Raw genomic sequence first — 20,425 nt, forward strand, 5'->3', positions numbered from 1 at the left:
AAGAAAACGCTATTGATTCCAATATCAATAGCGTTTTTATTTTTAACAAATATATAGATCAAAATGAATTTCTGCTTGAATGGAACTAACAAAATCAATAATGTTTTTTTGTAAATACATCGCGGGTGATTCGTTATTCTCCACTTGCATTACTACCATAAAAAGAAACTCTAAACTATACTTCTTCTTGAGATGTTTTAATTGCTCTGTTTTTCCTTCAAGGGATTTTAGAATAACTTGCAACTGATTATTTATATCGTATGATTCTTGATAGCCGGTGCTGAAAGTCCAATTAGTTTCTTTTCTATATAGGGTTTTGGTGGATACAAGATTCGGATTATCACGTTTTGCAACAACATCACCTTTTTTATAAGTTCTTGTAGGCTCGATACTTAGGGCGTCGGTAATTGCTTCAACAGGGAATATATTACCCGTTGCACTAAAATAAGCCATAACTTTTGTTTTATCCAGAATGGCTCCTCCTCTATTATTAAGATATTAATCTTATTACATTATAAAAATTTATGAATGTAAATAGAATTTTTATCCTGCTATTTGTGGGCAGTAAAACTTCTAATGGGAGGAAATTAGGTGAGAGCCAATTATCCATAAAAGCATGATTAGTGTGGGGAATAAAACCGCACTAGTTTCATTGTATTGAATTCCGGCGTTGAGGCATTAGTTAAAGATGGATACCTATACATTTGTAGGACAGAACAATTATACAAAAGTAGGATGCTTAAAAATATAAATATTTGTATGATAAAAACAAAATATATTTTAAAAATCAGAATGTAGAGGAGAGGGAAATATATAATGATACAAAGCATATATGAAACTCATTTACATGTAAGAAATTTAGAAAAGGCGATAGATTTTTATCAAAATAAGTTAAGCTTAACAGTAGCAAAAAAATTATCGGAAAGACGAGTTGCGTTCTTTTGGGTAGGAGAAAGTAAAGAGCAAATGCTCGGATTATGGGAAGTACATACGAATGAAGAGTTTGAGACGAAACACTTCGCTTTTCGTGTAGATTTAGAGTTTTTAAAGATTTCTAAATTATGGCTAGAGAAGCGTGGAATAGAGGTAGTAGGGAGTCAAGGGAAAGGAAATCGAGAACCAATTGTCCAAAGGTGGATGCCAGCTGCAAGTGTATATTTTCTAGATTGTGATGGAAATAAATTAGAGTTTATTTCTATGTTACATGATGATCCAGATGAATTAGAATATGCAACGTATTTAAGTGAATGGGATGCGGAGCATCAAGAAAAATAAAGTTTAAACAGTAGGAGTTATATAGTTTTGGATTATATTAAATAGATAGAGACAAATAAAATCCCTCAAGAAAAAGCACGTTCTTGAAGGATTTTTTATGCTTTATATATTTTATATTGCTTGTAACTTATTAATTGAATTTATTTTTAGATATTTCAGCGCGTTGAATATAACCATCAGAGAAGCTGAAATAAAGAGAATAGCTTCCTCGATTATATATAAAGCCTTCACTAGTCATATCCTCTCCGATTCCATCTGGCTCACCAAACCACTCTTTTAATTCATTAATAGTGATATCCATTTTCACTGAAATATATCTAGCGTCCGAAGGGTACATGTCAATATTATAATCGCCGTATACCGCTATATTAGGTGCATCACATTCTGTACATGATGCTTGCTTCCAAACATCAGGCGCTCCAAATTCTTTTTTCACTTCAGATATATCTTTACCTAGTGCATCTAATTTAAATGGACCAAACGTCCCATTCTGTAAAGCTGTTGTTAACATTTGTTTCATTTCTTCTTTTGTATTGATGTTGAAATTATAAGATCGGTTCTTTGCTATTGCATTATAGAAAAATTGTGCATATTGCTCACGCTTCACAATCATGTTGCCATTAAAATTACCTGATTCGTCACCTTGTGCTATACGGTTACTACGCACTGCATTTACAGATTCATAGGCCCAATGACCTTTTGGTACATCTTTAAAGCTCCCTTGTCCTTTTGATTCTAAATGAAATGCTTTTTGTAACACTACTGCCATTTCATATCGAGTTAATACATCATCTGGACGAAATGTACCTGATCCATCACCTGTCATAATTCCAGCTTGCGCAATGGCTTTAATATCCTTTTCAAACATATGATTTGTAATGTCACTAAACATATTCGCCTGTTTATCATCTGCTATTAAACCTAAATGTCGATTGACTAAAGAAGCTACCTGTCCTCTAGTAACATTGTCCCCAAAACCAAATTTCCCATTTCCGTATCCTTTATAAATTCCTGCTGACGCTAAGTAATCGATAGCATCTTTTGACCAGTGGTCCTTTGGTACATCTGTAAATACAACGTTCGCATTGCTAGCTACCTTATAGCTATTTTCATTACCGTTTGTTTTCGTAGTTGTTTCTGCATTTACTGTGCCTACCATCGTTGTAGTTGCTAGTGCTGCGGTTATTACGAATCCCAAAAACTTTTTAACTTTACTTGTTTTAATGCCCATTTGGGAACCCCCTGTTATATTAAATGTTTACATCGTAATTATAACATATAAATGATAAATGTTTCCCATAAATTTCTATGGAATAAATATCTATTTTGCTAATCTGCATGAAACTTAATCATAGTATCTATAAATATTCATCTCTATTTAAAAATGGTATATAGAGTGAAATGTAAAGTAACTTAAAAATATACAATAAAAGTTGATTTTGAAGTTATTTTTGCTTAATTTACTTCTATAAATCGATTCAACGAACTCATTTAAATTCCTTTTCGCTATTTGTGGACAATAAAACACTCCTTTTTTCAATCTACGATAGAAGATAGAACATATATTTGGTATAATCAAAACATACTATATGAAACGATGTACATGAGTTTGAGATTTATGTAATAAGGTAAGTAATACATAACAATAACTACTCTTTATAGGGTTCAGTTCATGTTATACAAATCGATCGTTAGAAAGGAAAAGAAGTAATGAATCAAATTTCATTTGAAGATTTATTTGAAGAAGAAAACGAGAAAGAAAAGGTGGAGGTAGCTGAAATACCAGTACCTTTATCACCATTGCAAAAAGATATATTGGAATTAATGGATTCTGAAGAAATAAGTGCTCTTGAGCTATGCGAACAATTAATACGATCTGGAAAAATATCAGATGAAAGATTCACAACGAATAAGCCTAAAGCATATGGAGAAGTATGCTTACTATTAGAAGGTTTTGTTAAAGAAGGAAAGCTTATGTTCGTCAAAAGTGATGAGAAAAGAGACAGGGTTTATAAATTGAATGTAGAAATGTTTAACGAATAAAGGTGTACAGGGGGGAATGAATAATTTCCAGAGGGAGTTCATTCATTTTTCTGATCAAAAAGGTGTCAATCTTGCTTAGATTGACACCTTTTTGATTATTTAACATCTAACATACTTACGTTTGAAACCAAGTCTTCCTCTATCAAGTTCTTTCTGAATACTTTCGGAAGCATTTAACAAACTGCTTTTTTTATTATCACGTTTTACTTCGACTATACCAACTTCTTTTGCAGCCTCAGCCGCCTTTTCGTGTAGTGGCACATATGAAATTGCTACAGTGTTTAGAAAATTATTCATAGCGGATTTTGTTCGTTCTGGTGAATCATGGATCGTATTTTTTACCATTTCAAGCATAGTGGAAATTTTGCTTTCAGAAAACTCATTGTCTTTGCGATTTCCTAAAAGCCAGCAGTAGCAACTCCAGCCCGCTGACATTCGTAGTTCGTCTCCACTTGCAATCCATTTATCAGCAACATCTTGTGCAATATTTGATTCTGATAAAGTTACTGCCACCACATAATCGGACAACATATAAAAATATGCTCCGTCTATCCAGCGATCAAAATCAGACTCACTCATAGCTTTCGGATCTGCAATAATGCCTGCAAAATACATAGCATCGTAGTTGCCTGTCGCATACAGTTCTTCAGCTAACTCTTGGTTTAATTTTATTTTTTTAGCGATTGGTTTCATAGCGCCTGTAGCTACGCCGAAAACTGGCTCGTGCGCACCGTTAGATATGTATATTTTTTTCGTTCTTTCCTTACCGAGGGATTCAAGCTCTTGCATAACTGTTTTTAAATCCATAGCTGTGCACTTCCTTCCTTCATATAAAAATCATTTTAATTGCGATCATCTAGTTTAACTTTTTTATCATGTTTTCCATACTTCCTAATTTTAAATCTTATGTGAGTAGGATGTCTACTTTCTATAATTTATCGATAATTCAGTTAGTGATTTTGAAAGTCTAGCTATCTATAATTGTAAGGGTACTATATGAAAGTAGACGGGAAGGAAATACAGAAGTATAGCTTTTTACATAGATTGTTGGGATGAAAATAATATTTTACCTTTGGCTCTTTCTCGGTATTATCATGTTATTATTTGGAAAGGGAATAAATAGAATTTAAAGTTAAACATGTGAGGTTGGTTATAAGTGATAAAGAAATTTACTAGAGTAGTATTAACTGCAATTATGCCAATTGGTATGATTGCGGGTTGTGGAAATACTGAAAAAACTGAAGCAAAAGAGCCGAAAGCGGTACAATCGGAGAAAAAGGATTATACGGATTACTCGTATGGAAGCAAAGGTATAGTAGTAAGCGGCAAAGCGAAAGAACGTCAACAATACGAGGTTGGATATATGGATGACAATAAGTTAATTGGAATTGATGAAAATATTGAGGATTGTATTATTTTAGATAATAAAGATGAAGCAGGTCTCGTTTGGAAACAAATAGAGCGTGGGTCTATTATTGAAGTGCAATATGGTAAAGACCGCAATGATATTGTAGGCGTACAATTAGTAGGAGATCGTGAGCCATACGAAATTAGTGATAAGTTTGATCGGAATACGATAAACGAGATTGTCGAAAACGTTAAAGGGAATTTGTAATAGATGTACTTCGCTAGTATAGGATTTATTATTATAAAATGATGAATCGCATATGTGAAAATTTAGAATCAACGGCATTTTTTATATGAAAATGCCGTTGATTTGTGTTAAAAAGTAAATGCTATTCTATAGTCTTGTAGAAAAACACGTATGAAACATAAATGAATTATTCTTCTTTTAGCTGTTATGATCGCCGTAAGGTTATTATCCAAAATAAAAGAGCACAAGCACTAACAGATACACCTAATATGCATACTCCATCCCAACCATATTTTGCATACGTATTTGTTGAAAGAATTGCACCTGTTGCACTACCGATAGAGTAAAAAATCATGTAACTGGCAGTGAGTCGACTTCTCGCTTCAGGACGCACTGTGAAAAGCATACTTTGATTGGTGACATGTACAGCTTGCACGGCTAAATCTATAAGGATAATGCCGAAAACTAGTAACAATAGAGAGTGGTTAATAGATTTAATTAGGAGCCATGAAAGTACTAATAATGATAAGGCTATGCCAGTTGTTCTTTGTCCTAACCCTTTATCAGCTAATTGTCCAGCTTTAGTAGCAGCTAATGCACCTGCAACTCCAGCAAGGCCGAATGCGCCAATAGCTGTATGGGATAGATTATGTGGTGTAGCACTTAGAGGTAATACTAAAGAAGTCCATAAAATACTGAATGAAGTAAAAATGAGAAATGCTAGTATTCCGCGAACGCGTAAAAGTCGTTCTTCTACAAATAATAAGAGAACAGAGTGTATTAATTTTCGGTAAGACATAGTTGTCACTTTTTTATGTTCAAGAGTTGGTAAGTTCCGGTGTAACAAAACAGTTACGAAGAGTAAAAGAATAGCGGAGGTGAGATAAACGGACCGCCATCCAGCTAAATCTGTTAATGTGCCTGCAAATGTACGGGCGAGGAGAATACCTAGTACAACGCCACTTGTAACGAAACCTACTATGCGTCCACGTTCAGCTGGATTAGCTAAAATTGATGCATATGCGACGAGTGTTTGCGTAACAGTTGCAAGAATTCCTACTAAGGCCATACCTATAAAAAGTACGGTGCTTGAGGAAGCGACCCCGATTATAATTAAAGCGAAAACAGATAAAAGCATTTGGAGAATTATTATTTTCTTTTGGTTTAATAAATCACCGAGTGGAACGAATAAAAGTAAACCGAGTGCATAACAAACTTGAGTAATAGTAATCACAATACCGATAGTTGAATGACTAATCTTAAATTCATTTGACAATGAATCAAGTAGTGGATGAGCAAAGTATATGTTTGCTACAGCCATCCCACAAGCGATTGCGAATAATAGAGTCATATAGCGAGACATCGTTGCATGAACAGGTGAATGTATCTGAGTATGTGTTAGAGTGGTCATCATTTTTTCTTTGCTATTCATAAAATCAGCTCCTTTTTGTATTATTGAAATAACATACCGAACGGTATGTTATTTTATAAGTAAAATATAATCTTGAAGAAATAGTTATGTCAAGTTTATTTTGAGTTAATTATATTTTTTTTGACATGTCGTTTATAATCTAATACGATATATAACATACTGATTGGTACGTAAATGGCGATGTGTAATCTTAATAAATAGATATAGAAAGGATATGGTTTTAAATGGCACGACTACGTGAATTTGATGAAGAAAAAGCTTTGGATGCTGCTATGCAACTTTTTTGGGAGAAGGGATACGCAGCTACTTCATTAAGCGATTTAACTGCAAAAATGGAAATACAAAAGCCGAGTTTATATTCAGCCTTTGGTGATAAAGAGGGTTTATTTGAAGCGGCATTAAGGAGATACACAAATTTACATGCGGCTAATATACGAACAAAACTTCAAAACGAACAATCTGTAAAAGGAGCAATTCGGACGTTTTTTGAAAATATGGTGGAAGAGGAATATAAAAAAGAGTTCAGCAAAGGTTGTTTTTGTATTAACACAATGGTTGAACTTGCTACTCATAATGAAAAATTTGAAGTACTGACTAGAGAACATCAAATGTATCTTGCAGTTATTTTTCAAGAATTAATTACGAAGGGAATACGATCAGGTGAACTGCAAAATGATTTGAACGCTAAAGCATTAGCGCAAACATTAGTCACGTCCTTAATTGGATTAACAGTGTTAATGAAATCACGCCCAGAACGTTCCGTTATAGATAATTCGATATCGATAATAGTATCGTTAGTAAAATAATAATTGTAGAAGTATGTTTCAATGTAATACATTTTAAGGTTTTACGTGGCGTGTTATTTGAGAAGTAAGAATGAATTCATCAAAAAAATCCATTGGAGATCCAATGGATTTATATATAATAATTTTTTTGAGACTTCATTCAACATCATAACAAATTATTAATAAACAGTCTATATTTGGGGTTAGATTTTTTATATAGTTTGGTTGATAGCAAAACTATATAAAGGGGGTGTTATTCATTGGGAAACACTTGTCACCTTGATCAATCTGATTTACAGGAGTATATGCAAAAGGTATTTGGTACTAGTTATTTGGTTTCTAATGTAACGAAAATGCATGGCGGTGCACAAAAGGTAGTCTATAAGATTGACTGCAGCAATGGATTTTCCAGCGTTCTATATGTGTGGGATCTTACCATGAATTATTTTCAAGAAGAAATAGCAAACGGAGATATACATGAGCAATCCTATAGTAGTGATTTATTTGGATTAAATAACAAGTATTTAATCCAACAGGGAATTCAAACCCCCATTCTATATGATCTGAATAAGGAAAGAAGCCGTTATCCTTATGATTATGCTCTCGTTGAATATGTAAATGGACAAAAGGCAGAAGTGTATTTTCAACATACGGATTCATATGTAAAAGATAAAGTGTTTCAGCGGATAGGAGATATGCTGACAGGTATGCATGCCAATGAGAGAAATACTTATGGGAAAGCGAATCAAAGTGGAGTCAACACGGAAAAATGCCATCACTTGCAAATGAAGCATGCAAAAAAAGATTTAGATTACGCATCTCAACATATTGACAGCATCAAGGCAAGTCATAGCAAGCTACTCGATACATTGTACAAGCTTGAATCAAAAATTGAGCCAAGAAATCGATATGGATTTATACATGGGGAATTAGGCCCAGATCATGTATTAATTGATGACAAACTAGAACCTTATTTGATTGATATCGAAGGAGCCAAGTTCTTTGATATTGAGCATGAGCACAGTTTTTTACAGTTTCGATTTGGGGATTATTATCGATATTTAAAGAATGATACTCTTGATCCCAACAGGATGTTATTTTATCGGTTCCATCATCATATATCTTTAACTTCAGGCGGCTTGAGATTGCTTCACAGAGGGTTTCCAAATCAACAATTTGCAAAAGATCTAACTGATCACCATTCCCATTGTACACAGCGTTTTATTGAAGGGTGATGTCTTTAAGTTAAATATTATCTTTCCTTATAACGACAAAACTACCATGTTAGAAAGTGATTTTCTTACATTTCCTGTGGTGAAACTCTGTTTCATGGTTGGCTAACAGCATGTTTCTTTAAGAAAAAAATCTTTTAAATACAAATGTAACTAGAAATGATCTTCCGCAATCCAGCGATATTGTTGAATAAAACTTACAGTAATTTAATAGATACATGATAGTTATGAAAAATCATAAAGGTCCTTCTTGTTGAAGAATCAGTAAAAGGTATCCTAATTTATTTTTTGAGAAGTAGTGGGCGAAGGCGGATTTTCTTTTTAAAGTAAAGGGGATAAGTGTTTTTGACGGCAATTGCAATTGGTTATAAAATAATGTCTGTTAAGGGATTTTATAGAAACTATCATTCACCTGCTGGGGATAAAATGAAAGCATGTATAAAAGGATGAATATACATAGGTGATGAAAAAGTTTTGTTACAAGTACATAGTAGATTCATAGTCTTTCACGAGTGAGAATAGAAAGGGAGGTTGAGGTATTTACACGAACAATGTAGATATCGATTACAGCAATGAATAAAATTATAAAAAAAAGAGTAATTGCACTATCAACAAGTTTAGTAATGTTAGGGAGTGCACCTTTAGCGATATCAGCAGAAGAGAGCAAAAACCTTCAAACGGATCAACTTCGTATCGCACAAGGGGAACGTGGAACGAGCGGATTAAGTTATTCGAATTTCAATCTAGAAACTCCTGATCACATGCAAATTAACAAAGCAGAAGTATCAGAAAACGAGAAAATACTTCTAGAAGAATATAAGCATAAACATGATGAAACAGAAGAACTAAATAAAATGAAGGAAGCTAAAAAAGGTCAAGTAGCAGAAGATGAAGCTATTTCAAACATTGAAAAGGCATTTGAACATGTAGACGGTCGAAATGATGGCTCTACTCGTGAAATGAAGCCGGTTGAAAAGCCAAGAGCCATTCAGTATAGTGCATCGATGACTACAAAGAAATATGGAACACTTGCAGGTACTCCATTTGTAGAGTGGATTGTTCCAGCAGGAAATCCTGATATTCGCCCTGCTAATCCGATGAAAGCACGCTACATTACAATTCACGAGACTGCAAACACAGCCCGTGGTGCGAATGCTGAAAATCATGCGAAATATTTGTATAAACAAGCAACGGAAGGTACGTTCCGAACAGCTTCATGGCATTTTACTGTAGACGACAAACAAATTTATCAGCACTTACCAACAAATGAAAATGGATGGCATGCAGGAGATGGCGATGGCTCAGGAAATAGAGAGTCTATCGGTATCGAAATTTCAGTTAACCAAGATGGAGATTACAATAAAGCGTTAGAGAATGCAAAGAGACTTGCAGGTTATTTAATGAACAAAGAAGGTATTAGTGCGGATCATATTTACAGGCATCAACAATGGAGCGGAAAAAACTGTCCTGATATTTTAATTTCGCGTGGGAATTGGACTGGCTTCGTACAAGGTATTCAATGGTATGCAAATGTTAATGCGCAAATTGACTCGCCTTTACAAGAAAGAGATGAGCTATTTGATTCAAATGAATATAATCCAGCTGAACCTAATATGGAGCTTGTAGTGAATGGTGACGGTATAAACGTACGTAGTGGCGTAGGACTTGAGCATCATATTGTTCGTAAAGCTTCAAACGGAGATCGTTACAAAGTGTTAGCAGTTAAAAATGGTTGGTATAAAATAGGTAATGATGAGTGGATTTTCTATAACCCAAGTTGGATTAAGATAAACTATAATGTGCCAAATAAAGAAGTGCAAAAACCAAAGGATGATATTACAGGTGGATGGTTTGAAGGGCATATTCGTAAGCTGAACAGCCTAGGAATTATGCACGGTGAAGGAAATGGTGTATTTGCGCCTTATCGTAATGTAACGAGAGCTGAGTTTGCGACATTAATCTCAAACGCTCTAAAGCTACCAGAAGGAAATAAGTCATTTGTAGATATTAACAAAGCGCATCCATCACTTCATATCGGTATTAAACGTAGTGCAAGTGCAGGAATTATTAACGGTCGTGGCGGAGGGATTTTTGATCCTAACGCATCTATCACACGTGAAGAAGCATCTATCATGATTGACAACGCACTACAGTATAAAGGTGTTACAGGTAAATTAGTCGCATTACCATTTACAGATCAACATTTGATTACATACAAACAGCCAGTTCAGCGGTTATATAGCTTAAAGGTAGTTATAGGTGTTGGAAATAATGAGTTTAATCCTAAAGGGACAACAACTCGTGGTGAAGCAGCTGCCTTTTTAGTGAAGATGTTAGACTCTATGCAGAAATAAATGAATTGTATGTAGTAGTTTGTACTGGTACAAGAAAAAGTAATAAGGATTTTAAAGGAGCTATTCAAATGGAACAGCTCCTTTTTATATTAGCCACTATTAAGCCCCTTCCAAGCCCCTCATAAGCACCTACCAAGTAATAAATCACTAAGAAAAAACAATACAAAACAAAAACAACTACAAGAACAAAAAGCGCGAAAAAATAAAACCGTCGTTGTAGTAGTTAAAAAAATTAGAATTCAAATGCAAAAACTAAGCCCTCATCCCTATATGTATATTGAAGGGTTGAAATCTGACTTTATATGAATACAAGGGGAGGTAAATATATGGCGGTGTACCGTAATGTGCAGGTGAACTTTTGGCAAGATGAATTCATATTAGATTTAACGCCAGAGGAGCGTTATTTTTACATATATTTGTTAACTGGTACGAAAACGAAGCAATGTGGAATTTACGTATTACCGATGCGAGTGGCAGAGCTTGAAACAGGCTACAGTATGGAGACTGTTGAGAAATTGTTGAACAGGTTTATTGAATACGGAAAGATTTTATACGATGCGGAAACGAAAGAGTTATACATAATAAATTGGCTACACTACAACCCTATTGTAAACACGAATGTAGAAAAGTGTGTGTTGCGTGAATTAAAGACTGTGAAAAATAAAGAGTTCATACGTATGTTTTTACGTAAATGTTTGGAAGAAGAATGGAAGATTCCATTGTTATTGCAGCATTTTGGTATGCCAGAGGAAGAGGTTAATAGTAGTTTACAAGAAGTTGTTGAGGAGGAAGATATAGAAACGGATACTCCGCATAGTGAAGTCTATAAGTTTTACGAACAAAATATAAGTAGTCTATCCCCATATATCGTGAAGGAATTGAAGAATTGGATACAAAGACTTTCAGGAGAGAAAGTATTAGAGGCGCTTAAAATTGCGTTTGAACATAATAAGCGAACGTTTGCTTATGTGAAGGGGATTTTGAGGAATTGGTGTAAGAAAGGGCGGGGAGATTTCAGTGGAAGAAAGGAAGGAGAAGTCTGTTTACATGATCCATAGCATAAGAAAAGATGGATTTTTCCTATTCTAAAAGGTTCTTTCAAAATAGAAGCGAATAGTTTGAGAAAGGAGGGGTTATATGGAAGTCGTCATAAAGAAGAAACGAACTAGAGGGAAGAAAATTTTTATTTGGTCTAGTAGTATCGTTCTTTTGGTAGTTATTTGTACAGTGATTTTTTTGAACATATATACGCTTAGTTCTGTGCCAAAGATAGATGGGACGATAAAGCTAGAGGATTTACAACATGCTGTTCAAGTAAAGCGAGATAGTAAAGGGGTACCGCATATTAAAGCGGAAAATGTACATGATTTATATTTTTCGCAAGGGTATGTACAAGCGCAAGATCGTTTGTTTCAAATGGATTTAAGTAGAAGGCAAGCTTCTGGGATGTTGAGTGAAGTTGTAGGGGAAGCAGCTGTTGATCGAGATAAATTGTTTCGAACACTCGGTTTACGACGAGCAGCCGAAGCGTCTGTTAGTCAATATGACGGGGAAGCGAAATATACCTTGCAGTCATTTGCTGATGGAGTGAACGCTTTTATACGTGAGGCAAAAGAGGAAAAGAAATTGCCAGTTGAGTTTACTATATTAGGCTATGAGCCTGCTGAATGGTCTATTGTTGATACGTTAACGATTGGAAAGTATATGGCGTTTGATTTAGGTGGACATTGGCACGGACAGGCGTTTCGATATTGGGCGCTGAAAAATTTGCCGAAAGAGCAAGCAAATGAGCTATTTCCTACATATCCGAAAGATGCGCCTAGATTGCTAGCTGAACTGAAAAATACAAATGTGAATGTAGCACAAAGTTTTGCAAAAACGATTATTCCGCCAGAGATTAATGGTAGTAATAATTGGGTCATAAGCGGTGAGAAAAGTGCGTCTGGTAAGCCAATCTTAGCGGATGATCCTCATTTATCTCTTGCGACGCCTTCAATTTGGTATCAATCGCAACTCGAAATGAAAGATTTACATGTGAGTGGCGTTATTTTCGCAGGAGTACCAGGTGTTATATTAGGTCACAATGACAAAATAGCATGGGGCGTTACGAATACAGGTCCTGATGTGCAAGATTTATATATTGAGAAGCGGAATCCCAATAATGAAAATGAATTTTTGTATAACGATAAGTGGGAAAAAGCTACAGTTGTTGATGAATCTATTAAAGTAAAAGGCGGGAAAACAATTCTGTATAATGTGACGGTTACGAGGCATGGTCCAGTTATTTCAGAGTTTGCGGATAAAGGAAAAGAGAAAACAAAAACAGTATTCGCTTTGAAGTGGACTGCTTTGGAACCTTCCGCTGAATTAAAGGCTGTATTAAATATGAATAAAGCGAAAGATTGGAATGAGTTTGAAACGGCACTTCAAGATTTTCATACTCCAACTCAAAACTTTGTATTTGCATCAAATGACGGCACAATTGCTTATAAAGCAAATGGAAATATACCAGTGCGTAAAAAAGGTGATGGGAGTTTGCCAGTGCCAGGGTGGACAGATGAATATGAATGGGAAGGGTATATCCCATATGATCAACTGCCAAAAGTAATAAATCCAAAACAAGGGTTTATTTCAACTGCGAATAATAAAATTGTAGATGATAATTATCCGTACCATATTAGTAATACGTGGGCACAGCCATATAGGCAAATGCGTATTCAAGAATTTTTACAAGAGAAAGAAAAGTATACGGTGAAAGATTTAGAAGAGTTACAGATGGATCAAAAAAATTTATACGGGAAAGAATTTGCTCCTATATTGTTAAAAGAGTTAAATAAAGCATCTTTAAATGAAGTAGAGAAAGAAGGCGTAAAACAATTAACAAAGTGGAATTTTTACGATAGTAAAGATGAAGCGGCACCATTAATATTCCATTTGTTAATGAAAGAGATTTCAAATACGTTATTTTCAAAAGAAATACCGAGAGATGTGATGGAGTTATTTGAAGGGAAGTCACAAGTTGTTGATGAATTGATTCGAAAAGAAGTAGCAGGAGAAAACGGCGCTTGGTTTACGAAGTACGGAGGATTCACGAAAGTTGTGCATACATCGTATGAAAATGTAATGAAGAAATTACAGAAGGAATATGGACCTGATGTTGCGGAGTGGAAGTGGGGCGATTACCATCAACTTGCTTTTACACATCCAATCTCAAAATCATCTAGTATGTTAGCGTTACTTGCATTTAATCGCGAAAAACCAGTTCCAATTGGCGGCAGCCAAGTTACCGTTCAAGCAGCGAGTTACGGAGATAACGGTATTGTCAATCACGGAGCTTCTTGGCGATTCGTTATTGATACGAAAGATATGTCAAACGGTTATCATATTGTAGGGCCAGGACAATCAGGACATTTTAGAAGCGATTGGTATCATGATCAAATCGATGATTGGGTAAACGGAACGTATCATACGACTACATTGAATACGGAGGGGATAGAGGGGAAAGTGTTAAATTTAGAGCCGAAGTGATAATATTTTCACTGATAAAAAATTATAAATTAGAATATAACCCAGTTCTTAAATAATTTTAATAGCCTACTATCAGTTAAGTGGATAGTAGGCTTTTGTATTTTAGAGGATAAGATTCAATGATTTTATTTTAAACATATCATCCACCAGTATGGCCATGAGCATATTGTACAATTTTATCCTCGCTAAGTGCTTTCTGTGAATCATCTACATTACCAGAGTTAAACAACATTGTGAATGCAGCTGTAATTCCAATTAAGCTGAAAATTAATTTTTTCATTTTAAAGCCTCCTTTTCTACATTGTGTTCTTCTGCTTCTTCAAATTGTTTTAAATGTGTACAAGCCAAGCCGATTAAATTATCACATAGTGCAATAGTAGCTTCATATCCTGCATGCTTTTTAAAGGTTTCTATAGCTTTTATAGCTTCTTTAATTGCTGCAAGAAGCTTATAAATATAGTAAAGGAAGGTCGATTATTTGAAATGAAATTCAGCGTGTTCAATTTCATCAGGAATATGATTTAATAGTGCTTCGGCCTCGTTATAATGTTCCTTTACACTTATGAAGTTACCAGTAATATTTGAATGCATAGTTTTAAAGAAATAGTAGTATGATAAAAATTGATGCTCTGGTACTCCACTCCAATTGAATCAACTTTATCGAAACTATCTTTCTCAATACTTAAACTATCAATCAAGTATTGATGACGAAAATCTAAAAGGTAATTATAAAAGTAGATTTTGGTCTTCTTCAATATTAAGTGTTTTTTGATCTATCTCGCAATTTAATTTGTGAGCTTCCCCCGTATGTCTGGGACGAATCTCTATGTACCAGTCATTTAACAATTTTGTAATTTACTTATTCCTCTTTATTGAAGCAATCATTATTTATTCCCACATTCTTTAGAAGTATTTTAATTCCATTTATTATCGGTATAACAAACTGAAAATGCTTTTTTAGAGAGTATAATTTGTTTTCTAATAAAATACAAAATATTAAGTTAATTCGCTTGGTTTTTTATTATCTTGTCGTGTTTATCCTATATATTGATCATATTAGCGTGTTAATTAAGAATGATAGAATAAATAATTTTAGAAAGGGTTGCATTAAGGATAATTCTATATTATAATATTTGGATTTAAGATATGGTAATCAGTAAACAATTTATCATCAAGAGTCAGAAAATATAGGTATATAATCGGAAAGTATTTATTAATAATGAAAACACATATATTCAATACATTCGGAATTTACGATATAATGTAAGATATCATAACTAATAAATGATTTTGCTAGAATGATTAAAGGTATAGGATGATTTTAGGATACATTCATACGCCTTTCCTTATTTGTGCATATCAAGTTAACAATTCATATCATATAAAATAGGAGGATGAGATATGATATTAAGAATAAAACATGTAAAAATAGCCTTAGGTATAATATTTATCATGCTTATTATATTTTCAATCTTTAATTTTATATCTACCGATATAATGCTGTATATTGGAAATGCTATTGAATATAAGTTGGGAGTGCATTCTAATATAGATGTTGAAAAAATAAGATCCTTTATCACGACAATTTCTTCAGGAGTATTGGGCAGTGCAATTGTTGCAATGATATTTTATTTAAATGAGTATAACTCAGAAAAAGCGGAGAAAATACGAAAAATTCTTCGTGAAAACAACAAAATTCAGAAAATATATAAAGAGATTCCTTTTCTAGAACATGAAGGAGACTATTATAAAAAAGAACGGAATTTTTATTTCGAATACTTAGATAATAAAAATAAAAGAAAAATCAACGAGACATTAGATGATTTTGTACGCACTGCACCTAAAAAAATGAAAAGAAAAATCAGAGAGTATAATAAGGAATTTAGAAAAGTAGAATCATTTAAGTCTAGAAACGAACTTAAAGAAGTGCTAGAGAAGCATCCGGAAATTAGAAAAAGTAGATTTAGTGATGATGTAATTGAAGTTGATCAAAGACTCAGAGATATAATTATTGAGTATGACATGTATGTTGAAAAAATGATGGAAATTATTAGAATACTAAAAAGACATGATCTGGAAGAGCTAAAGTTATGTGTAGAAGAATATAAATGCGCATTTAATTTTACTAAAGCTAAAAAAAGAAAAATATTGAAATGTTTTAATCCAAAGATAGAAGGGATAGAAAGAATATATCCTTATGGTTTAAATGAAAATGTTTCTTCAGAAGTCATTGCGAATAGAATATATAAAATACATAAGAGACTTATTGAAAAGATTGATGCCCGTATGCAGAAAATTGAAGATATTAATCAAACTAGGGATAGAATACAAGCATTTAGCTTATTTCTTTCATTACAAGATGAGATATATGGAGCGGGCATAGGGAATATTCCAGTAACTTCAAATAATGAAGTTACTTCGAACATAGAAATTCATTATGCTTACAATAAAATAAATATGTGTGTAGATAATTTACAATGGATTTTATTTGGAGAGTTGACTAATGGGTATAAGTATCGTTCACAAGGATATTATGCAAAAAAAATAGAATCATTTGAGAATGGTATTAAGACTAAAACGATAGAAATGGATGGTCGTACGGTGTTTGGGGATATTTATAGGAAGTAATATATAACTACTGATAAGCGCATTATGATAGTTTTTGGAATAACGGGAATTTTCATGTAGATAAAAGGACTGGCGACAATCCAGTCCTTTTATCTTTTTTTTAATATTATTTAAACTTACATGTTCTTTATCTAATGATAATACATCTAATATTATTAAAGACCTTTAAAGATATGAGTGTAGTTTTTAGCGGTTATAAGAGAAGAGGGGATATATGAATTTGAAACTTATTCTTACGCTCTTAATAATAAATATCAATTTTACAATAAATCCGCTTTTAATATATAATTAAATGAATTTAACGAGTGGTATATAATGTAATTAAAATATAAGGTTGGTTGGAGGTCCTATAATATTGAATTATAAAATGGTTGCGAAAATCTATAATATTAATGTTTTATCAACTCTCAATAAAGGGAAACTAATTGATGATGACAATATGAGATTATCTAATAGTTTGGCTACATTTAATCAACTTTTTAATAATGAAGAATTTACTCGTACAATCGGTTTCCTTGAATTTGAATCTTTACGAAATAGTACGTATATGTATCAAACTGGAGAATTAAAGCAACTTCAAGAAACTTTTAAAAGCCATGCAATTACGGGTGAAGTAAATTACTATTACATTAATTCTTTTATAAGAAAATAGATATATTTACGGTAGCATTATGGTTAGTTAAAGATCATAGTGTAAATATAGAATCAGGATTTATAGGTACAGGCACAAAAGAGAATTTTTATTCGGTTACAAGTAGCAATGCAGCATTTTTATCTTCTAAATCAAATGGATTAATTAATGATACTATGTTTTCCATAGAGGAAATAAATGAAGCTATTCAATATTATAAACTGTTAAATCCGGAATATAACGATAATATTGGAAAGCAGATAGCTGATGGGCCATACAAAGTTAAATCATTAAGGGTACAGCGGGCTTTTTACTTTCTTCAGGCTGCAAGACATGAAACGGATGTTCCTGTGAAAATAATGAAATATTGTACAATTTTAGAGTGTTTATTTACAACTGGTCGTGACGAAATTACACATAAAATTTCGGAGAGATTTGCTAGACTTATGTCTGATCAATTGGAACAAAGAGAAGGCTATTTTTTATTGGTGAAAAAGTCTTATGCCATTCGTTCCACTGTAATTCATGGACAGTCTATGTCAGAAAAAAGATACGCAGATGCTCTCGAACTTGCTATAGAGTTAGATAATGCAATTCGAGAATTATTGCTTAAGATCATATTGAATAGTGAACTGGAAGAAAATTTTGAACAGAATGAAGAGGATTTAGAGAAATGGTTTAGAAAATTGATTCTTACATAAAGGGCTAAATTTATCTCTTTATTTTCCTAATAGTATTTTATCTTAAATAGAAGTATATTAATTGTTATAATCATATATAACGTTTTAAGGTTTAAGGCGGAAAATGAGTAATCACGAAAAACAAGAGTATCAAACAAATGTAGAACATCAGAAAAAATGCCTAAATATATCATTGAAAATATTGTGGGGAAACGAAGCTCTCCGCTACCATTTTGTATGCATATTAAATGTTTTATTAGGTCTTGTATCTCTTTTATTCCATATCAAAAATAGGTGTAATAAGCGAACTGATTTTTATAGTAAAGAATTAATCAAAGCTCTTACAAGAATATATAGAGCAGTTAAATTTAAACCTGAACGGTATTAGTCTTTCAATAATCTGAAAAGCCTACTATCATCTAAGTTGATAGTAGGTTTTTCATTTTAGAGAACAAAATGAAACGATTTAATTATGAAACATCAATAAAGTTATCACATACAGATGAAAGGAACAAATAGATTCGCCATAAAGATAAATAATGAAGTAAATGTAAAAGTAATACAAACAAAAAGCGAATATAGATAAAAATTTTTTAATACATTTCTGAGTATAAAAATTTAATTATACGAAAAAATAGATTCGGTTAGGGTATCAGAAAAAATTAAATAACTTCAATTGTAAAAAGATAAAAAAGGAGCGGAAATACGCTCTTTTTTTATTTACCTTACTATTTTTAGGAGGTTAGTATGAATAAGATATGGATAAAGGGTGAATAGCATTTTTATTGATGAAATTTCATTAAATATTCTTGTGGAATATATGTGAAACATTGTATAGAATAAGCAAGAATGCCAAAAATTATAGGAGGAAAGTTGTGAAGAAAAATAAGAGTTTAGTAAGTTTTTTAGGGGTGTTTATTATGTTGTTTTCTTTTTGTTTTCAAGGAAATGTACAGGCAGATGTAAATACTGTTCAACCTGGAAAAATCAAATCAGGAAATGTAACGGTATGGGAAGTTGGAAATGTGGCGAAAGTGTTAGCTGATGTAGAGCGCTTAAATTTAAATACAGTAAATGTACCCATTCAGGTAGATATTCCGAATGTAACTTCTACGAACATGGTAATTAATCAAGCGCAAAAGCAACAGGCTATTCTTTTAATTCAAGAATTATTAAAGCGTAATATTCAAGTTATTGTGGAGCCGTTCCCATATATTCAGCAAGGAAATGTTGGGGAAACGGAATGGAATCCGAGTAATATTAATGATTTCTTCTGGAATTGGAAAACGGTTATTCTACAAGACATCTTTAATTCAATTACAAGTAAATACAATGTGTACGGGCTCAAGATTGCTTCTAATTTTGTGAATATGGAATATGCAGAAGGATATTGGAGCGATACGATTGATTTCGTCCGTCAGCAGTATAAAGGAAATGTTTTGTATCAAATGAATTGGTGGTTAACAGCAAGCTTTGATCCATCTTATGAAGCGAAGTTTATAGAAAAAATAAATCGTCCATATTTAAAAAAGGTGGATATTGTTAGTATTGATAGTTGGTTTGAAGTTTCAGGAAAGAGAAATCCATCATACGAAGAAGTGAAGCAAAGTTTATTTGCCACAACAGTATATAATCGTGGGCAAAATGTTGTGCAGCAGTTAGAACAATTACATAATGCAACAGGAAAACCGGTTTATTTTGGTGGATTTAATGTTCCAGCACGTGAACTTGGACTACAAAATCCGTGGAATCCAGATGTATCTAATGTGCTTTCAAAGGACGTACAATTAAACGGATGGCGTGCTTACCGAGATGTATTAGAACCAAAACCATATTTTAAAGGTTTTTCAATTTGGTTTATTGGCTCTCATAATAGTACGCATGCGTATCAAATACATAGTAAAGAAGCAGAGGCAGTTATTAACGGCTGGTACCGAAAATAATTTTTATTAAATAGGTAAGTTTTGAATTTTACCACATATATTTCTAGTGAAAGGCCTTTCACCATCTTATCACCTAGGGGGCAATCATAATGAAATTTTTGTCTTACCTTACAGTAATTTTGGTGATTCTTGGCGGTTTGAATTGGTTGTTTGTAGCGTTAGATTACAATGTAGTTGAGAAATGGTTTGGTTCTATGCCGGCGCTTGTGGACACTATTTATTGGCTCATTGGTCTTTCTGCTATTTATCAAATTTTTGATCGGTTCTTCACGGACAATTAGCAATTATACTTTATTACTA

The 20,425-nt window shown here is 33.1% G+C and carries 19 protein-coding genes; 13 read left to right on the forward strand and 6 right to left on the reverse strand.

Annotated elements, in window-relative coordinates; translation table 11 throughout:
- Positions 1–42: 42 nt before the first annotated feature.
- Positions 43–453: a DUF4279 domain-containing protein gene (locus tag QCI46_RS11195; RefSeq protein ID WP_088064011.1), complete on the reverse strand. Its 411-nt coding sequence runs from the start codon at positions 451–453 to the stop codon at positions 43–45.
- Between the two features lie 363 nt (positions 454–816).
- On the opposite strand from QCI46_RS11195, the gene QCI46_RS11200 reads away from it, so the two are divergent.
- Positions 817–1,275 carry a VOC family protein gene (locus QCI46_RS11200; RefSeq protein ID WP_098134404.1) on the forward strand — a complete coding sequence of 153 codons (459 nt, stop codon included), beginning with the start codon at positions 817–819 and terminating at the stop codon, positions 1,273–1,275.
- Positions 1,276–1,405: 130 nt separating this feature from the next.
- On the opposite strand, the gene QCI46_RS11205 is transcribed toward QCI46_RS11200, so the two are convergent.
- Positions 1,406–2,506, reverse strand: coding sequence for an S-layer homology domain-containing protein (locus tag QCI46_RS11205; RefSeq protein ID WP_353840251.1), 1,101 nt, complete (start codon positions 2,504–2,506; stop codon positions 1,406–1,408).
- 479 nt (positions 2,507–2,985) lie between these two features.
- On the opposite strand from QCI46_RS11205, the gene QCI46_RS11210 reads away from it, so the two are divergent.
- The gene (locus QCI46_RS11210) at positions 2,986–3,318 is read left to right on the forward strand and encodes a DUF3895 domain-containing protein (RefSeq protein WP_137052231.1); all 333 of its coding nucleotides are present in this window, start codon (positions 2,986–2,988) and stop codon (positions 3,316–3,318) included.
- A 99-nt stretch (positions 3,319–3,417) separates the two neighbouring features.
- On the opposite strand, the gene QCI46_RS11215 is transcribed toward QCI46_RS11210, so the two are convergent.
- A complete protein-coding gene (locus QCI46_RS11215) occupies positions 3,418–4,125 on the reverse strand; it encodes a DNA alkylation repair protein (RefSeq protein WP_353840252.1) in 708 nt (235 codons plus the stop codon).
- Positions 4,126–4,474: 349 nt separating this feature from the next.
- Between QCI46_RS11215 and QCI46_RS11220 the strand changes: the two genes are divergently transcribed.
- Positions 4,475–4,933 carry a hypothetical protein gene (locus QCI46_RS11220; protein WP_088609319.1) on the forward strand — a complete coding sequence of 153 codons (459 nt, stop codon included), beginning with the start codon at positions 4,475–4,477 and terminating at the stop codon, positions 4,931–4,933.
- Between the two features lie 184 nt (positions 4,934–5,117).
- Here the strand turns inward: QCI46_RS11220 and QCI46_RS11225 are convergent, their stop codons facing one another.
- Positions 5,118–6,344: an MFS transporter gene (locus QCI46_RS11225; protein WP_353840253.1), complete on the reverse strand. Its 1,227-nt coding sequence runs from the start codon at positions 6,342–6,344 to the stop codon at positions 5,118–5,120.
- Positions 6,345–6,568: 224 nt separating this feature from the next.
- Between QCI46_RS11225 and QCI46_RS11230 the strand changes: the two genes are divergently transcribed.
- The 5 genes from QCI46_RS11230 to QCI46_RS11250 all read left to right on the forward strand — a co-directional run bounded on the left by QCI46_RS11230 (position 6,569) and on the right by QCI46_RS11250 (position 14,243).
- Positions 6,569–7,150, forward strand: a complete 582-nt coding sequence (locus tag QCI46_RS11230; RefSeq protein WP_353840254.1) for a TetR/AcrR family transcriptional regulator — start codon at positions 6,569–6,571, stop codon at positions 7,148–7,150.
- A 284-nt stretch (positions 7,151–7,434) separates the two neighbouring features.
- Complete coding sequence (locus QCI46_RS11235; RefSeq protein WP_353841862.1) at positions 7,435–8,364, forward strand: phosphotransferase; 930 nt, start codon at positions 7,435–7,437, stop codon at positions 8,362–8,364.
- 569 nt (positions 8,365–8,933) lie between these two features.
- On the forward strand, positions 8,934–10,715 hold the full coding sequence (locus QCI46_RS11240; RefSeq protein ID WP_353840255.1) for an S-layer homology domain-containing protein: 1,782 nt from the start codon (positions 8,934–8,936) through the stop codon (positions 10,713–10,715).
- 326 nt (positions 10,716–11,041) lie between these two features.
- Entirely contained in the window at positions 11,042–11,773 is a 732-nt protein-coding gene (locus QCI46_RS11245) for a DnaD domain-containing protein (RefSeq protein ID WP_353840256.1), read from the forward strand.
- 79 nt (positions 11,774–11,852) lie between these two features.
- Positions 11,853–14,243, forward strand: a complete 2,391-nt coding sequence (locus QCI46_RS11250; protein ID WP_353840257.1) for a penicillin acylase family protein — start codon at positions 11,853–11,855, stop codon at positions 14,241–14,243.
- A gap of 139 nt (positions 14,244–14,382) precedes the next feature.
- Here QCI46_RS11250 and QCI46_RS11255 read toward each other — a convergent pair whose 3' ends face one another.
- A complete protein-coding gene (locus QCI46_RS11255; protein ID WP_353840258.1) occupies positions 14,383–14,523 on the reverse strand; it encodes a hypothetical protein in 141 nt (46 codons plus the stop codon).
- Positions 14,524–14,969: 446 nt separating this feature from the next.
- A complete protein-coding gene (locus QCI46_RS11260; RefSeq protein ID WP_353840259.1) occupies positions 14,970–15,089 on the reverse strand; it encodes a response regulator aspartate phosphatase in 120 nt (39 codons plus the stop codon).
- A 555-nt stretch (positions 15,090–15,644) separates the two neighbouring features.
- Between QCI46_RS11260 and QCI46_RS11265 the strand changes: the two genes are divergently transcribed.
- From QCI46_RS11265 to QCI46_RS11285, 5 genes are all read left to right on the forward strand, one after another.
- Positions 15,645–16,871, forward strand: coding sequence for a hypothetical protein (locus QCI46_RS11265; protein ID WP_353840260.1), 1,227 nt, complete (start codon positions 15,645–15,647; stop codon positions 16,869–16,871).
- Positions 16,872–17,226: 355 nt separating this feature from the next.
- Positions 17,227–17,523 carry a hypothetical protein gene (locus tag QCI46_RS11270; RefSeq protein ID WP_353840261.1) on the forward strand — a complete coding sequence of 99 codons (297 nt, stop codon included), beginning with the start codon at positions 17,227–17,229 and terminating at the stop codon, positions 17,521–17,523.
- Between the two features lie 155 nt (positions 17,524–17,678).
- Positions 17,679–18,203: a hypothetical protein gene (locus QCI46_RS11275; RefSeq protein ID WP_353840262.1), complete on the forward strand. Its 525-nt coding sequence runs from the start codon at positions 17,679–17,681 to the stop codon at positions 18,201–18,203.
- Between the two features lie 854 nt (positions 18,204–19,057).
- Positions 19,058–20,125, forward strand: a complete 1,068-nt coding sequence (locus QCI46_RS11280; RefSeq protein ID WP_353840263.1) for a glycoside hydrolase family 113 — start codon at positions 19,058–19,060, stop codon at positions 20,123–20,125.
- Between the two features lie 89 nt (positions 20,126–20,214).
- Positions 20,215–20,406 carry a DUF378 domain-containing protein gene (locus QCI46_RS11285; RefSeq protein WP_000670803.1) on the forward strand — a complete coding sequence of 64 codons (192 nt, stop codon included), beginning with the start codon at positions 20,215–20,217 and terminating at the stop codon, positions 20,404–20,406.
- The last annotated feature ends 19 nt before the right edge of the window (positions 20,407–20,425 follow it).

Source organism: Bacillus cereus group sp. RP32 (assembly GCF_040459735.1).
Lineage (GTDB): Bacteria > Bacillota > Bacilli > Bacillales > Bacillaceae_G > Bacillus_A > Bacillus_A wiedmannii.

What these genes read in the sequence shown, in the direction of transcription:
- QCI46_RS11195 (WP_088064011.1), bottom strand. Translation starts at nt 453, where the DNA reads ATGGCTTATTTTAGTGCAACGGGTAATATATTCCCTGTTGAAGCAATT.
- QCI46_RS11200 (WP_098134404.1), top strand. Translation starts at nt 817, where the DNA reads ATGATACAAAGCATATATGAAACTCATTTACATGTAAGAAATTTAGAA.
- QCI46_RS11205 (WP_353840251.1), bottom strand. Translation starts at nt 2,506, where the DNA reads ATGGGCATTAAAACAAGTAAAGTTAAAAAGTTTTTGGGATTCGTAATA.
- QCI46_RS11210 (WP_137052231.1), top strand. Translation starts at nt 2,986, where the DNA reads ATGAATCAAATTTCATTTGAAGATTTATTTGAAGAAGAAAACGAGAAA.
- QCI46_RS11215 (WP_353840252.1), bottom strand. Translation starts at nt 4,125, where the DNA reads ATGGATTTAAAAACAGTTATGCAAGAGCTTGAATCCCTCGGTAAGGAA.
- QCI46_RS11225 (WP_353840253.1), bottom strand. Translation starts at nt 6,344, where the DNA reads ATGAATAGCAAAGAAAAAATGATGACCACTCTAACACATACTCAGATA.
- QCI46_RS11230 (WP_353840254.1), top strand. Translation starts at nt 6,569, where the DNA reads ATGGCACGACTACGTGAATTTGATGAAGAAAAAGCTTTGGATGCTGCT.
- QCI46_RS11235 (WP_353841862.1), top strand. Translation starts at nt 7,435, where the DNA reads ATGCAAAAGGTATTTGGTACTAGTTATTTGGTTTCTAATGTAACGAAA.
- QCI46_RS11240 (WP_353840255.1), top strand. Translation starts at nt 8,934, where the DNA reads ATGAATAAAATTATAAAAAAAAGAGTAATTGCACTATCAACAAGTTTA.
- QCI46_RS11245 (WP_353840256.1), top strand. Translation starts at nt 11,042, where the DNA reads ATGGCGGTGTACCGTAATGTGCAGGTGAACTTTTGGCAAGATGAATTC.
- QCI46_RS11250 (WP_353840257.1), top strand. Translation starts at nt 11,853, where the DNA reads ATGGAAGTCGTCATAAAGAAGAAACGAACTAGAGGGAAGAAAATTTTT.
- QCI46_RS11255 (WP_353840258.1), bottom strand. Translation starts at nt 14,523, where the DNA reads ATGAAAAAATTAATTTTCAGCTTAATTGGAATTACAGCTGCATTCACA.
- QCI46_RS11265 (WP_353840260.1), top strand. Translation starts at nt 15,645, where the DNA reads ATGATATTAAGAATAAAACATGTAAAAATAGCCTTAGGTATAATATTT.
- QCI46_RS11275 (WP_353840262.1), top strand. Translation starts at nt 17,679, where the DNA reads ATGTTTTCCATAGAGGAAATAAATGAAGCTATTCAATATTATAAACTG.
- QCI46_RS11285 (WP_000670803.1), top strand. Translation starts at nt 20,215, where the DNA reads ATGAAATTTTTGTCTTACCTTACAGTAATTTTGGTGATTCTTGGCGGT.